13 protein-coding genes and 1 tRNA gene (1 of these 14 only partly in view) are annotated in these 14,225 nt (G+C 37.9%); 6 read left to right on the top strand and 8 right to left on the bottom strand.

Features of this window, described 5'->3' with window-relative positions; genetic code table 11:
* Window positions 1–255 precede the first annotated feature (255 nt).
* The 5 genes from CLV95_RS10330 to CLV95_RS10310 all read right to left on the bottom strand — a co-directional run bounded on the left by CLV95_RS10330 (window position 256) and on the right by CLV95_RS10310 (window position 4,387).
* Complete coding sequence (locus tag CLV95_RS10330) at window positions 256–1,305, bottom strand: hypothetical protein (RefSeq protein ID WP_002732748.1); 1,050 nt, start codon at window positions 1,303–1,305, stop codon at window positions 256–258.
* A 5-nt stretch (window positions 1,306–1,310) separates the two neighbouring features.
* Window positions 1,311–1,745, bottom strand: coding sequence for an NUDIX hydrolase (locus CLV95_RS10325; protein WP_002732758.1), 435 nt, complete (start codon window positions 1,743–1,745; stop codon window positions 1,311–1,313).
* 451 nt (window positions 1,746–2,196) lie between these two features.
* Window positions 2,197–2,862, bottom strand: coding sequence for a rhomboid family intramembrane serine protease (locus CLV95_RS10320; RefSeq protein WP_002728635.1), 666 nt, complete (start codon window positions 2,860–2,862; stop codon window positions 2,197–2,199).
* Window positions 2,840–3,550: a TetR/AcrR family transcriptional regulator gene (locus CLV95_RS10315; RefSeq protein ID WP_002732719.1), complete on the bottom strand. Its 711-nt coding sequence runs from the start codon at window positions 3,548–3,550 to the stop codon at window positions 2,840–2,842. Before CLV95_RS10315 ends, CLV95_RS10320 begins: the two co-directional genes overlap by 23 nt.
* A gap of 753 nt (window positions 3,551–4,303) precedes the next feature.
* Window positions 4,304–4,387: transfer RNA gene (locus CLV95_RS10310), tRNA-Leu, on the bottom strand.
* Window positions 4,388–4,458: 71 nt separating this feature from the next.
* Here CLV95_RS10310 and hisB point away from each other — a divergent pair.
* The 6 genes from hisB to CLV95_RS10280 all read left to right on the top strand — a co-directional run bounded on the left by hisB (window position 4,459) and on the right by CLV95_RS10280 (window position 10,852).
* Window positions 4,459–5,079 carry an imidazoleglycerol-phosphate dehydratase HisB gene (hisB, locus tag CLV95_RS10305; protein ID WP_016749353.1) on the top strand — a complete coding sequence of 207 codons (621 nt, stop codon included), beginning with the start codon at window positions 4,459–4,461 and terminating at the stop codon, window positions 5,077–5,079.
* Entirely contained in the window at window positions 5,076–5,708 is a 633-nt protein-coding gene (hisH, locus tag CLV95_RS10300) for an imidazole glycerol phosphate synthase subunit HisH (RefSeq protein WP_002724660.1), read from the top strand. Before hisB ends, hisH begins: the two co-directional genes overlap by 4 nt.
* Window positions 5,705–6,430, top strand: coding sequence for a 1-(5-phosphoribosyl)-5-[(5-phosphoribosylamino)methylideneamino]imidazole-4-carboxamide isomerase (gene hisA, locus CLV95_RS10295; RefSeq protein WP_002724674.1), 726 nt, complete (start codon window positions 5,705–5,707; stop codon window positions 6,428–6,430). The genes hisH and hisA overlap by 4 nt, the downstream gene beginning before the upstream one ends.
* A gap of 89 nt (window positions 6,431–6,519) precedes the next feature.
* Window positions 6,520–7,740: a vitamin K epoxide reductase/DsbA family protein gene (locus tag CLV95_RS10290; protein WP_002732644.1), complete on the top strand. Its 1,221-nt coding sequence runs from the start codon at window positions 6,520–6,522 to the stop codon at window positions 7,738–7,740.
* Window positions 7,741–7,754: 14 nt separating this feature from the next.
* Window positions 7,755–8,282 (top strand): hypothetical protein, encoded by a 528-nt coding sequence (locus tag CLV95_RS10285; RefSeq protein WP_002724652.1) that lies wholly within the window; start codon window positions 7,755–7,757, stop codon window positions 8,280–8,282.
* Window positions 8,283–9,034: 752 nt separating this feature from the next.
* Entirely contained in the window at window positions 9,035–10,852 is a 1,818-nt protein-coding gene (locus CLV95_RS10280; RefSeq protein WP_002732509.1) for a DUF885 domain-containing protein, read from the top strand.
* A gap of 272 nt (window positions 10,853–11,124) precedes the next feature.
* Here the strand turns inward: CLV95_RS10280 and CLV95_RS10275 are convergent, their stop codons facing one another.
* The 3 genes in view from CLV95_RS10275 to CLV95_RS10265 are tightly spaced (at most 9 nt apart) and all read right to left on the bottom strand, a layout consistent with a single transcriptional unit that may run on beyond the window.
* Window positions 11,125–12,003, bottom strand: coding sequence for an N-acyl homoserine lactonase family protein (locus CLV95_RS10275; protein WP_002724658.1), 879 nt, complete (start codon window positions 12,001–12,003; stop codon window positions 11,125–11,127).
* Window positions 12,000–13,043, bottom strand: coding sequence for an LIC_10091 family lipoprotein (locus tag CLV95_RS10270; RefSeq protein WP_002724665.1), 1,044 nt, complete (start codon window positions 13,041–13,043; stop codon window positions 12,000–12,002). The genes CLV95_RS10275 and CLV95_RS10270 overlap by 4 nt, the downstream gene beginning before the upstream one ends.
* Before the next feature lie 9 nt (window positions 13,044–13,052).
* Window positions 13,053–14,225 carry the 3' portion of a HEAT repeat domain-containing protein gene (locus tag CLV95_RS10265; RefSeq protein ID WP_002732706.1) on the bottom strand. Its footprint extends 312 nt past the window's final position, so the window shows 1,173 of its 1,485 coding nt (coding positions 313–1,485); its start codon lies beyond the right edge, outside the window — the gene reads right to left on this strand; its stop codon occupies window positions 13,053–13,055.

Below are 14,225 nucleotides of genomic sequence, written 5' to 3'. Positions count from 1 at the left end.
ACCCAAAATCAGGGTGGGGCGTAAGTTTCACAGAGGATTTGTAGTAATTCCGACAGATTTATCTTCAGATCCAAGTATTTGTGGGTAAGGTTATGATAAAAAGCGAGATGTTTTCGTTTCTTAAAGTTGGCTTTCTTAACTTCGTCGAATCAAGAATACCACATTCGGAACCGTCTTACGCCCAAGAATCATACGAATCCATGGATCGTAGCATAATAATTGCTTTCGCATTTGTTATGCCGAACTCACGTTAATTTATAAAAACAGATTTAATAACAAAGGCTCTCTACTATTCACGCCGGGGGTCGGAAAACCATATCTAGTTTTGATGTAGCTTCCTCCGCCGTAGTTTTTGTCTAAAAAGGAACCCGAAGGAATTGTTCGAATTGTGGATTCGATATTGGATTTTGTCGCCCACTCTTTTAATTGTGTTTCGGAGGAATTTTCACCAATAGCGATTAACCTTGAAACAAAAGTTTTTTTCACTTTTTCTTGAAATTCTGGATTTTTAAAATCGTCCAGATAAAAGATTCCAAATCTTGCAAACGGAAGTTGATAGATTGTTAAGGATTTGTCTTCCATTACGCCGGAAGCATTCGCAATTTCCGGAGATCTCAAAGCCGCTAAATTTTTCATCCACATTGCCGTGGGAGTTCGAGCTAGAATGTTATCTTTAAGAGAAATTTGTTTATTCGGATCGAAGATATAGACAACTTCTTGCCAAACTTCAGGATTAGGACTTTCCGGATCTACTTTTCCAATCGGCATAAGAATAGAGCCCGGCAAAATGTAAACCCCGTAGGTTTTGGAAAGATTGGAAAAAATTCTTAAATAGGCTGCGCTCGCTTCCTCATAAGGATTCGATTTTCTTGTTGTATTCGATCCGATCGTGGATTTAAGAAAAATTTCTAATTTAATAAAATTGAATGCTTCTTCCAAAGTGTTACTTCTGAAAACTTCCTGGCGAGAATTTAAAAAGTACAGAAAACTTCCCGTATGTGGAGGAAAAACAACAAGGGTGCTTTTTTTCAGAAACCCTTTTTGTCTGGCTTGTTTGAGAGGAAGTTCGATCGATTTGAGGAATCTTTCCTCAGAGGAAAAATTTTCTAATTTCCATTCCGGTTGTATCACAACGATATTTCCGGCGTTTCGATCGTAACCGTTTGAGAGAACCTGATATTCCTTCTGTGTAAGTTTATTGTACTGTTCTGATGAAATTTGTTTTCCGGAAAAAATATAAGCAATTCCTAAAAACACCGGTATTAAAATCAAGGACACGGTTGCATTTTTCCAAAATGGAGACATATTTTCTAGCGCACTAAAGAGGCATACTCCTTAAGATATAAATTTACCGCATCAAGCATATATTCGGTAAACAGAGGATTAGGTTCGAACGTTCGAACGTTTTTCCAGGCAATGTAATCGTGCTCGTCAGAAAGGATAATTTCTCCTCCGAGAAAGTTGGCGTGGTAGGCGATGATAATGCAGGGGAAATTTCCCTCGTTGACCTTATGTTTGTGAACGAACAAAGGTTTCGGAAAAACTTTGATTTTGATTTGCGGGCCTAATTCTTCTTCAATTTCGCGCTCTATGCTAAGATTCCAATCTTCAAAAAATTCATCCTCGTTCATTCTTCCACCGGGAAGGTCTCCCAGGCCGGATTTACGGTCTCTGAGAATTAGAAGTTCGTCTCCTTTTCTCAAGAAAAGTTTTTGAGTGATTTGAAAAAAACCGTGTTTGCTCAAGGATGATTGGTTCTCCGAATTTCCTAACAGGGGCTGATACTTTTTCCTTGCTGACAATCATTTTTATCCCGGTTGCAAAGCTTTCGGCCGGTAAGGTTGGTTATAAACAAATATGTAAGATGAAATCGTTTACTTAAGTATGCTTTCGATTTGTTGTTCTGATATGGATTTGATCTAGGAGTTTTTCCCAAAACCTGAAAAGAGATCTTCGGTAAGTTTGAAAAACTTACTACATAGATTATTTCTATGCGTTCGAATAGCAAAGAAAACGAGAAATGGAAAAATGGATTTGGGAAGAAAAAACGATTCGACAAGTTTTAAAAAATGCAAGAGGGCCCGCAGATTACGCCCTATCGGCTTTATCGCTTTTGTGAGACGTTTCCTTGCCGTTTAAAAAATTGTAGGAACTCATACATTTTAAGTTTTGAGCCGACCTACAAGCTAAAAAAAATCAGCGGCTTGAATAGAAAAACGCCAGGATTAAAGCCAAAATGATAAAGATTAAGTTGAGAATAAAACCGGAATGAAGCTGTTTTCTTTCCGTAGGTTTTAAAAAATAGGCCGCAAAAATGACGGAGATAAAACCGCCTAAATGGGCCCAACGTGCAACCCCGTCTTCGGTAAAAACGTTCGTAATGTCCGAGTAAACCATAATCCATGCTACTAAAAAAACCGGAAATGGAATATTCTTATGGTTGAAACGAAGAGAAAACGGAGAAAGTAATGCGGCTACTGCGGCTATGCCCGAGATAGCTCCCGAAGCACCGACCACCGGAGTCGAATCGTGCAAGATGACTCCACGAATAAAAGAATCCAATAGGGAAGAAATTAAAGCGGCCATAAAAAAGAACAAAAGCCATCTTCCTTTTCCTGCTTTGTATTCTACGGCTCTTCCCAGGAAAAAAAGATAAAACATATTCCCGGATAAATGTATTAAACTTCCATGATAAAATACGGCTCCGATCCAAGATACGGGTTGAATTTGTCCGGGATGATTTAAGAAATATTGTCGAATCAGATGTTCCGGAAGAAAAATGTTCACGATAAAAAAAGTCACGACCATTAAAAAAACGAAAAAAGTAGTTAAGGGAAATTCAAAAAGAAGAATCCGAATCAAGGTAGTTTTGTCCTCCGGGGAAGTATCGAGTCAGATAAGATTTTAAAATGATCTTTAATTCGATGATTATTTTGTCCGAAAATCCCTTATCCTTTTGCTCTCGGATCCAGAGGTTTAAAATTGCGTCAGTAACTTCCACGATAATTTTTGAGATAATTCTATTTTCGGCAAGATTCACGTTAAATTGAGAAAGAATCGTAGAAACGTTTTCGGAGATTTTTAAATTATTCTCCTGATTGATTTCGACCAACTTAAGATCTTGCTTCATCGAAGACCAAAGAGGGGCAAAACCGGGTTCTGTGAGATAAAAGTTTGCAAAAGAATCGATTACTAAATCGACCAAATCTTCCCAAGATTTTCCCTTAAGGTCGGATTGAAAAATTTCGGAAAGCATCGAATTGATTCTTTCCAAATGTCTTTGACCGACTGCATTTAAAACAGCATGTTTATTCGGGAAATATTGATATAAGGAGCCGATCGGAATACTTGCTTCGGCTGCAATCATGTTCGTGGTAATTGCTTCAACCCCATTCTTTTCCAAAAGTCCGACGACCACGTCTAAGATCCTTTGAACTCGATTGATGGATCTTTTTCGAGAAGGTTCTTTCCTAGGATTGAGAGGATCTGCATTTTTTCCCGATTCACTATTTGCAATTTTCTTTACGTTGGTCGCTTTCTTTGAAACCAATTCAAATCTCCGTTTCCTATAAGCGATCTGGCCCTATTATAGATTTCATTGGATAAATTCAAGAAAAGATTCCATCAAAGACGAATTGTTTCAGGCCCTACATTTACCTCGAAATTGCATTCACATTAGAGTTATTGAAAAATTCCATGATTCGGATTAACAAAACCGCTTCAAACATCCATTTCAACGAAACAGAAACGGACAGAGAATTAATTTTTCAACAACTCTATTATGATTTTAAAAAGCTCAACCTTAGAAGAGAATTTGCAATCATGTTGAAATCTGAAATCTCACAAATCTATTCTGCGATTGAACTACCAAGGCAAACTTCTCGGGAGAATGAGAAAAGTTTCAATACGGAGTAAGTATGATCTATGGGAAATGAAAACGAATTTTAGCGAAGTTCATTTCTAAAATTTTTGGAGTTTAACCGGGACAGAAACAGAGGCTGTCAAGATCAGAAGAGAACTAATGTGATGTTCCCGCGGAATTAAAAACATAGATGGGGATTTTTAATTTGAGTTGAAAACTGAAATTGCAGAACTACGAATAGAAACTTTAAGTATTAAATAAGAGATCGCAGAAGGACTCGTCGCTACGCAGATCGCCATCGTAGCGATTTAAGCTCCACGACGTCTCGAACTTGCCTCACCACATCCATGTGGTTCGGTCGCGTTTTTCGCTTCTTATGGAAGCTCAAAAACTCTCTCGCTCGCAAGCTTCGAGTCCATGTTTCTGTTCTTAATTTATTGCTGCCGAAGAAGGGACTCGAACCCCCACAACCTTGCGATCGCTGGCACCTGAAGCCAGTGCGTCTACCAATTCCGCCACTTCGGCAATACAGTGAGAAACCGCTCTTACAATCTCGGAAGGTTTGGGTTTTCCGTCATTCATTATTTTGGAATTCATTGACACGGAGGTTGATCCGATTCTATGATCCAGTTAGAATGAAAGCAGAAAGAAAAACCTCCGAAACCGAGATCAAATTAGAAATGAATCTCCACGGAACTGGTCAGTATCGATTCGATACAGAGATTCCTTTTTTTGAACACATGCTTTCTCATATCTCCAAACACGGATTAATTGATCTAAATCTTTGGTTGAGAGGGGATATCGAAATCGACTGTCACCATTCCGTAGAAGATACTGCGATTTTAATGGGAACTACGATTCACAAACAGTTAGGTGACAAGGCCGGGATCTTTCGATACGGACATTTTACTCTTACTATGGATGAAGTTCTTACAACCGTAGCCGTGGATCTAGGTGGTAGGTATTTTTTTAAATACACCGGTCCCGAGCTAACGGGTAAGTTCGGAATTTATGATGCGGAACTTTCTTTGGAATTTTTACAAAAACTTGCATTAAATGCAAAGATGAATCTGCACGTATTTGTTCATTACGGAGATAACAGACATCATGTTCACGAATCTATTTTTAAGGCTCTAGGTAAAGCTCTTAGAATGGCGATCGCACAAGACTCGGCGACTGCAGGCGTGATTCCTTCCACAAAAGGAGTTTTGGAATGATAGCTATTCTAGATTACGGAATGGGAAACATTCATTCCTGTATCAAAGCCGTATCTCTTTATACAAAAGATTTCGTTTATACGAACAATAAAACAACAATCGAAAATTCAAAAGCTCTAATATTACCCGGTGATGGGCATTTTGATCGGGCTATGGAGAATTTGAATTCGACCGGACTTCGAGAAACGATCGATAAACACGTAAATTCCGGAAAACCTCTTTTCGGGATTTGTATAGGTTTTCAAATTCTTTTCGAGTCTTCAGAAGAAACTACTCAAGTTACTAAAAAAGAGCAGATTGAAGGTTTGGGATATATCAAAGGAAAGGTCAAAAAATTTCAGGGAAAAGATTTTAAAGTTCCTCATATCGGTTGGAATCGACTTCAAATTCGTAGAAAAGATAAAAGTATTCTTTTAAAGGGAATCGGCGATCAGTCTTTTTTTTATTTCATCCATTCTTACAGACCGACAAGCGCAGAGGGAAATGCGATTACTGGACTTTGCGATTATTACCAAGAGAAATTTCCGGCCGTTGTGGAGAAGGATAATATTTTCGGAACTCAGTTCCACCCCGAAAAGTCTCATACTCACGGACTTAAACTATTGGAGAATTTCATTCATTTCGTATGATTATCATTCCGGCCATCGATCTATTCGATAATTGTGCAGTTCGTTTATTCAAAGGAAATTACAAGGAAAAGAAAATTTATTCTTCCGAACCTTGGAAACTTGCGGAAGGTTTTGCTAAAAACGGAGCGACCTTACTTCACCTTGTGGACTTGAACGGTGCTAGAAATCAACTCGGTATCAATGAAGATTCCATCTTGAAAATCCGTAAAACGACTTCACTTAAAGTACAATTAGGCGGTGGAATTAGAGACAAAGAAAAATTGGCTTATTACGATAAAATTGGAATTGATCGTTTTATTCTCGGAACGGCCGCCGTAACAGATCCGGATCTTTTAAAATTTGCACTTGATAACTATGGAAAAGAAAGAGTTGTCGTCGCGGTAGATGCAATAGATGGGATCGTAAAAATTGCGGGCTGGGAGAAAGACTCGGGAGTTCGTTATCGAGATCTGATGGATCGTCTCGCAAAAGCGGGAATCGAACATATTGTTTTTACGGATATTGCTCAGGACGGAACTCTTGCCGGGCCAAACTTGAAAGCTTACCAAGAAATCTTAAATTCTTATCCGTTTCAAGTCATCGCTTCCGGTGGAATTTCCTCTCTTAAAGATCTTATGGATCTTTCTTCTCTCAAAACTAAAATTCCACTCTACGGCGTGATTACGGGAAAAGCTTTGTACGAAGGAAAACTGGATCTTGCAAAAGCGATTTCTTCCATTTAAGGAAACTTAAAGAGTAAATTAGATTTTTCTTTTCACCTGGAAAGGAACTATACATAAAGGTAATTGATCTTACAGGATCGGGGACATTCATGAGCCAATTATCTAAAAATAAAATATCGATCATTCTTTCCGCATTAGGACTGATTTTTTCTTTTTTGCTTATCCAAAAATATTACGGCGATCCTACTTCGGTCGGAGAAACTCTCTGCAATGTACTCAGCGAATCCGGTTCTTGCGATAAGGTTTCCGAAAGCGCTTACTCTGCGATTCGAAATGTTCCCGGTCTTGGAGATCTTCCGATTGCGTTATTTGGTTTCGTTTTTTACGGTTTTGTGGGTTTTCTTTTCGTGTTTTCCGAAATTAAAAAAGAAACCTCGGAAAAAAATCTAAGATTTGCGTTTTATGTTTTGATTCTTGGACTTATAGCCGATTTAGGACTGTTTTTTCTTTCCGTAGGAGTAATAAAAGCGTTATGCGGTCTTTGTGTTGCGACTTATGTCATAACGATCGCACTTCTTGCGGTAAACTTTCCCGTTTTTAAATCCCTTTCCGATAAATCGATCCGGGCGGTTCTGAATTCGTTTAGTGGAAGTTTCGTAAATTTTCTTATTGTGATCCTTTCTTTTTTCGTCCTCGGTTTTTATGGAGGAAGAATTTCCACGGGTGGAACTAGACTGGTTTCCGGCAGTGCAGATGGTGAAAAATCCATTCCCGAGCAGTTGAAAGAATTTGAAACGGCTCAGACGGTTCAAATTGATTTGAAAGACGTACCCATTCTTGGTGATCTGAATGCGCCGATTACGATCGTGAAATATGCGGATTTTAATTGTGGTCATTGCATGCACACGAGTAAGATTCTAAAATCTTTTCTAAACGAATACGAAGGAATCATCAAAGTGGCTTATAAGAATTTTCCATTGGACGGAAATTGTAATCGTCTTGTCGGAAGAAAATCCCCGGAGGCGAGTTCCTGCATCGCTGCTAGCGCAGCACTTTGTGCAAATCAGCAAAATAAATTTTATCCGGTTTACACAGGTCTTTATGATGATAATGAGGCGGGTGTAATGCACACTGCAGCAACTGTAACTCGTCTTGCTGAAAAGAGCGGTTTGAAGATGGATCAATTCCGTGCTTGTATGAGTTCTACCAAAATCAGAGATCATATCAATCGTGAAGTAGACGAGGCTGAAAAACTGAAAATTAATTCCACTCCGACTTTATTCATCAATAATAAACCTTTTCCAAAAAGTGGAACTCCGGATGTTGACTTTTTACGTCGGCTGATCTATCAACTTATCAATCAGAGTTGATCTTTTATCGCCAAATGGAGAACGAGAAGAAGCGATTCTGCAGGAATTGTGGTACACATATCTTAGTGGAGTCGATCCAGTGCGTATTCTGCGGATCGTTTCAGGTTCGGAATTCGATTTCTTTTTTTCGTTTTGCGACTGAAAGTAAATTTTTCAGAACCAAAATTCTTTATCCTGCTTTGCCGTTTTTGGGATTATTTTTTTTCGTAGTTCATATTTTTCTTAAGTTCGAAGCAATTCCGTTATATGTTTCGATTTTATTTTTTTTGTGGGCTCTGATATTTTCTATCTCAGGTTGGATCGGAGAATTGATCTTGGACCTAAAATTTCGGGGAGATGTAAAAGATTTTAAAGAAGGGTTTATCGAATGGCAAAAACACCTCTACGATCGTTCTCCCGCACTTTCCTACCTAGGAATGATCTTATTCGTTGCGACGCCTTTGATACAATGGCAGAATTCTCTTTGGTTTTCTTTGTCTTCCGCCGGAATTTGGACGTTATTGATTTCTTTTATTCTTTTAGTTATCATTCCGTTAATTTAAAAAATTATAAATTACCTCAAGGACATCTCTATAAAATCCAAAGATGCAGATTCTAAAATTAAATTTCTAGATGAATCACCGTTTTCAAGGTGATCGTTCGATGAAAAATTCATTTTATAGAGATGCCCTCAATCTTTAAAACTGTATGATGTTCATTCGATTAAAATTTATAAAGTGATTGTTTGAGTATTGAACAATAGAGTTATTGAAAAATTCCATGATTCAGATTAACAAAACCGCTTCAAACGTCCATTTCAATGCAGCAGAAACGGATAAAGAATTAATTTTTCAACAACTCTAATATTGATCTTAAGAACTGTCCTAAAACTGTTTTCTGTAGGAGCAGCATTGTCATCAGTCCTCTCAATGTGGGAACTCCTATATTATATTACGAACTTACCAAATGATTGTAACTAATTTCGTTCAAATTCTCTCTAAATGAACGCGAATTCAATATAGGAAAGTTTGGGTGAATCGCTCACAAATTTCATAATTGAAACACTTTCGTAAAAAACGTTTCACCTGAGTTTTTCTGGACTCAGTGCTTTTGCTACGGATCATAGCACAAGGTTATAAATTCGCCCTGGTAGGAATTCTTACAAATAAAATGGAATTTTGAAAGAAATTGGAGTTCGAAAATTGAATCTTTTTTATTGATTTCTTAAGTGTTAGAGCGTAAAAGTTTATGATTTTGATTTGTTTTACAAAAATAAAATTTTCATTTTTTCGAACGTTTCTTATTTTGTTTTACTATGTCGGAATCTTCTCTTTTTAAAAGGATTCTTTTTGGAATTTTAACCTTACTTTCCTTAATTTTAATTCTGTTCCTACATACGATTTTTTTCAAACCTCTAACACTCGCCTTGTTTTATGAAAAGATCTTTTGGGAATCTGTTTTAAATGATCCGGAATATCTGACTTCTCTTGGAATTTTGAACAATTTCGGAATCGAAGGTTATCAAAAGAAACTTACCAATATATCGGTTGAAAGACAAAAACAAGATTTGGAAAAGGCAAAGAAGAATCTGGAAATACTTCTATCGTATGGAAAAGAAGATTTATCGGGACAGGAATTACTTTCTTTTGAAATTTTAGAATGGTCTCTTCGTTTAAAAGTTTCCGGTGAAAAGTTTTTATTTCACGATTATCCTGCAAATCAGCTATTCGGGGTTCAAAGTCAACTTCCGACTTTTTTAGCAACTCAGCATCCGATCAAGTCTTCTCAAGATGTGGAAAATTACATCGCAAGACTCGAAGTCGTTCCTAAAAAAATTGATCAACTCATCGAAGGAATTTTATATAGGGATAGAAAGGGAATTATTCCTCCCGATTTCATTTTGGATCGATTGATCTCGGAAGTAGAAGGTTTCATCGGAGTTCCGGCAAAGGAGAATATTCTCTATACTTCGTTCGGGGAAAAAATCGAAAAAATAAGCTCTATCTCCTCGGATTTAAAGGATCGATCTTTAACGCGTGTTCAGCGATCGATCGAATCAGGAGTTTATCCATCCTATTCAAAATTGCTAAATCTATTTTTAGAACAAAAAAAACGCGCGGATTCAAAAGCCGGTGTTTGGAAACTTCCGGATGGAGACACTTATTATTCCCACGAATTAAAAAAACATACCACGACTGAATTAAATCCGGAACAAATCCATAATATCGGCTTATCTGAGGTTTCTCGAATTCAAAACGAAATGAAAACGATTTTGAAAAATCTCGGAAAAAATCAATCCATCCCCAATGCAATGTCCGAACTCAGGAAGGATTCCCGATTTTTATTTCCAGACAATGAGAAAGGTAAGTTGCAGGCTTTGGAAGAATATAAGAAAATCCTAAAGGATTCGGAAGAGAAAGCGAAATCTTTATTTTTTAAAATGCCGGAAAGTAAAGTGGAAGTGGATAGAATTCCTGTCTTTAAGGAAAAAACCGCACCGGGAGCATATTACGACGAACCTGCGTTAGATGGTTCAAGACCCGGAATTTTTTATGCAAATCTTAGGGATACAAAAGAGATTCCAAAGTTCGGAATGAAAACTTTGACTTATCACGAAACCATTCCGGGGCATCACCTTCAGATCGCAATCATGCAGGAACTCAAAGGGTTTCCCCGTTTTAGAAATACAATTACGTTTACGGCTTATGTGGAAGGCTGGGCTTTGTATGCGGAACGCCTTGCAAAGGATTACGATTTTTTTCAGGACCCTTATTCAGATTTAGGGAGACTTCAAGCGGAATTGTTCAGAGCCGTTCGACTTGTAGTGGATACCGGATTACATTATAAACGATGGACTAGAGAACAAGCAATCTATTATATGATGCAGAATACTGGAATGGCTCCAAAAGACGTAACTGCGGAGATAGAAAGATACGTTGTGTATCCGGGTCAGGCTTGTTCATATAAAATCGGGATGCTAAAAATTCTCGAACTCAGAGAAAAAGTAAAAATTCATAAAAAGAAAACCTTCGATATTCGAGAATTTCACTCGGTCGTTTTGGGCAGTGGGTCTTTGCCTTTGATCATTTTGGAAAAACTTGTAGAAGACGAATTGTTAAACGAAAAGAAATGAACTTTACTTTGAACCTGTCCCAAAATTGTTTTTTGTATAAGCGGCATTCCCGCAACACTGTCATCAGTTCTCTGAATGCGGGAACTCCTGTATTATATTACGAATTTACCAAATGATTGTAACTGATTTCGTCAGATTCCCTCTAAATTAACGTGAATTCAATATAAGAAAGTTTGGGTGAATCGCCCGCAAACTCCATAATTGAAATGTTTTCGTATTTGTTATGCCAAATTCACGTTTTTTAAATAAAAGTACAAATAACGCGTTCCGTATCAAAAAAACTCAATCAATCGAACACCTGGAACAATTTCTTCACCTTCCAGTAAAATTGCAGGATCGTGCAAGGTAAGAATTTTGGTTCCTTTCTCGCTCAAGATTCGAACATATTCTATAAAATCTCGATTTCGTTTTAAAGAAAAAGCCGCTTCGCTTGTAAGTCCAATTCCGTTCTTACACGGTTCAACGAGATAACACTCATCACCCGTAAATAAAAACCGTTTCTCAGACGTCGCAACCCATTCCAATGCCTGAGATCCAGGAGTATGTCCACCCGCAAAAAGAATCCTCATTTCCGGCAATAAGAAATACGTTCCGTCAAACGAATGAATACGGCCGGTCTTTATCAAAGAGTTTAAATAAACGGACTGATTGGGAAAATAAGATTGTTTTTGAAGAAGGTCCAAATCGTGATTTTGAATGTGTAAAATTGCGGAAGGAAACAAAAAAATTCCTCCCGCATGATCAAAATGAAAATGCGTTAGTACAATGTCCGTAATTTCTTTCGGGTCGATTCCGCATTTTTTCAACAGACGATCCGGTTCTTCAAAACTTGTAAAACCGAATTTCTTTTTGTAAGATTCATTTAAGAAACCTGAATCAATTAAAATCCTTTTCCCAGGAATCCGAATCAAATAGAAAAGATAAACGATCTCACGACTTCCTTCATCTTCTTTCACGTTTAAAAAATGATCCGGATACGGGCTTTTTCCGTAAGTGAAAGCATATATACCGAATAAAGAATTACAATTTTTTAATGCAACTTTTTCCGAACGATTCGCGTCTCGTTTCGGATTTTGACTTTTCGAAAGGCAGTCTATAAAACTTAAAATAGTACAAAAACAAATCAAAAACCTCCAACCAATCGATTTCATTTCAACGTTTCTACGGGTTCACTTTGAATCCTGGAAAAACCTTTTTGAATAGGAGTCCTAAACTGCATTAAAATTCCTTTATGAAGATGACCTGGCAACAACATCCAATCCTGTAAATTTTTCAGAGACTGAATATTATAATGCAAAGGATAATCAACCGGAATTTTTTCTCCGTCCGGAGATCCATATTCTTCTTTTGTCCCGTTTTGCATCGTCCTTAAAACGATTCCTTTTTCATCCGTGGGTAAACCAAGCAAGTTGTCTCGAAAGCCCTGAGTATAAGAAAAATAATCTTCGATATTGGACAAATATACGACTCGAATCGGAATATTCAACCTTGCCGCTCTTTCTCCAACGGATTTCATGCTTTTTCCGGCATTGATGTCGCCTTTCAAAACTTGAATTCTTCCTTGAAGAATCATATTACGAACATAGGTATATTCTTCTTTGGAATGGATAAAAGTCTTAAGACCGAATCTCTCAGAGGTTCGATCGAGCTCGTTCCATCTTTGAGGAACATCGGATTTACCTCTATGCGCTATTTCCCATGCTTCTTGAATCAAAGGCCATTCGGAATCGTTTTCCCATTCTTTCTTTATAAGCTCAAAGGAGGATCTTTTATTTCTTCGGGACCAAAGTTCCCGATACGCTTCCGGATCGGAAGCAAGTTTAAAGAATAAAAGATGAATCCGATTGATCAGACAAATCGTATAATCAAAATCCATTAACCATACGTATTTACTTTTCGCCCAAGCAATGAAGGTAAAATTCTGATCGGTTCCAACTCCGAGATAACCACCTTCTAAATTTTTTATATAAGGTTTGAAAAGATCGATTCTAAGTTCGTTCGATGCAGGATAATGCCTACCTCCCAAATCTCTAGAATTGAATTCATCGATTTTCAAAGGAGCTAAAAATAATTTTTCATTTTCCTCAAGAGAAGGAACAATCCAGGGATCCTTTGAAGGGGAGGTTTTACAGAACGAACCGAGAACTATAAATCCCATCAAAATAAATAGGATCGTTTTAGAATGAAACATAAATGTGACTTACTTCGAGTTGAGTTTATACCAGTTCAGCCATTCGTTCCGAGAGTAAAAGTTCTTTCCTGTGATCGCTGAAAGAGAAGTCATCAAAAGTTTAGAACTTACAGCTCGGTTTTCCTCCAAAATTTTAATCAAAACGGGAATACTTGCTTGTTCCTTTCGTTTTCCTAACTCAGAAATTGCAACCTGCTGTAAGGAAATATTTTTCTTCTGCGCAAAATTCTCTAAAATCTTACGGGATTCTTTTCCAGGAATCGACGCAATCGTAGAAACAACAACCAGTGCGGAATCCGGATTATTTTCCGCAATTTCAACAAGAGTAGGGAGCGCTTTCGAAGAACCTAATAATCCGAGCGATTCCACAGCTATAGAAGAAAGCTTTGGATCAGAGGACTTGGAAGCGGCAATCAAATCATCCAAAGCTTCGATCGCATGTAAAATGCCCAAAGACCAGGCCGCTCCATACCTACCTTCGCCTTCCGATTCTTTGAGAACATTCAACAAAACTGGAATGCTTTTTTTATCTCCTAAATAACCCAGAGAACGCCCAATCATTTCTCGGTCGGGTAATTTAGAATTTGTCAAATTCTTTTCGATCGCTACGCGCGCCGAATTAAAATGAATTCTTCCTAAAACCAAAGCGGCGGGCGCAACTGCGTCCGGATCGTTTCCTTCAAGGATTTTCAGAACTTTGGGTCCCGTTTCGAAAGAAGGAATTTCCGAAAGGACATTCACGGCACGATAGCGAATGTCCCGATTTTTATGTTTTAAAATTGGAATTGTAGATGTAATCGCTGTTGAACTGTTTATCTCGATCAGAGCGTTCATACAATTTTCACTTCCCTTATCAAAATCCCCTGCAAGTCCTTGGACTAAGATCGGGATCGCTTTTTTACTCGAAATTCTTCCCAACGCAAGATAAGAAGCCGCCAATGTAGGAGACGGTTCAGTTGTTTGCGCGAGTTTGATCAAATACGATTCCGCAGAACGAACTTTAAGCTTTCCTAAAGCCATCGCATACGTTTTTGCAAGTTCGGGATCTTTGTTTTTATTGGCTAGGTCGAGTATAGACTTACCGGAAGAATAAGCTCCGATGCGGACCAAAGCATCAACCGCAATTAATCTCAAAGTAGAATCTTGAGACTGCAAAAAAGGAAGAATCGCTTTAGAGGAGGA

This window comes from Leptospira borgpetersenii serovar Javanica, assembly GCF_003046425.1.
GTDB classification, from domain to species: domain Bacteria; phylum Spirochaetota; class Leptospiria; order Leptospirales; family Leptospiraceae; genus Leptospira; species Leptospira borgpetersenii.
This window is presented reverse-complemented; position numbering and strand designations above follow the sequence as displayed.